The following is a 257-nucleotide window of genomic DNA, read 5'->3' as shown; positions in this document are numbered from 1 at the left end:
TACCGCCAGCGCTACCTGGACGGGTTTCAACCCGCTCAAAGGCCCCGGCCTGGGCGCGCTGGCGGTGCTGTGGGTCGTTGCCCGCATCGGTTACTTGGCTGGGGGTATCACGGCGTTTTACATTGCGCTGGCGGCCGAAACGCTGTTCTTCGGTATTGCCGCCATCTGTCTGTTGCGCGTCACGATCAAGGGCAAGAGCCGCCGCAACCAGGGCCTGCCCCTTCTTACGCTGGGCCTGGGCGTGGCCAATTTGCTCT

General features: G+C 64.2%; 1 protein-coding gene. It reads left to right on the top strand.

Features of this window, described 5'->3' with window-relative positions:
* Positions 1-257 (top strand): NnrS family protein (locus tag EUU22_RS24455; protein WP_165351292.1); only part of this gene is annotated, 257 nt, incomplete at both ends.

The organism is Ciceribacter ferrooxidans, assembly GCF_004137355.1.
GTDB lineage: Bacteria > Pseudomonadota > Alphaproteobacteria > Rhizobiales > Rhizobiaceae > Allorhizobium > Allorhizobium ferrooxidans.
The sequence above is the reverse complement of the archived record's forward strand: the minus strand, read 5'-3'. Positions and strand labels throughout refer to the sequence as shown.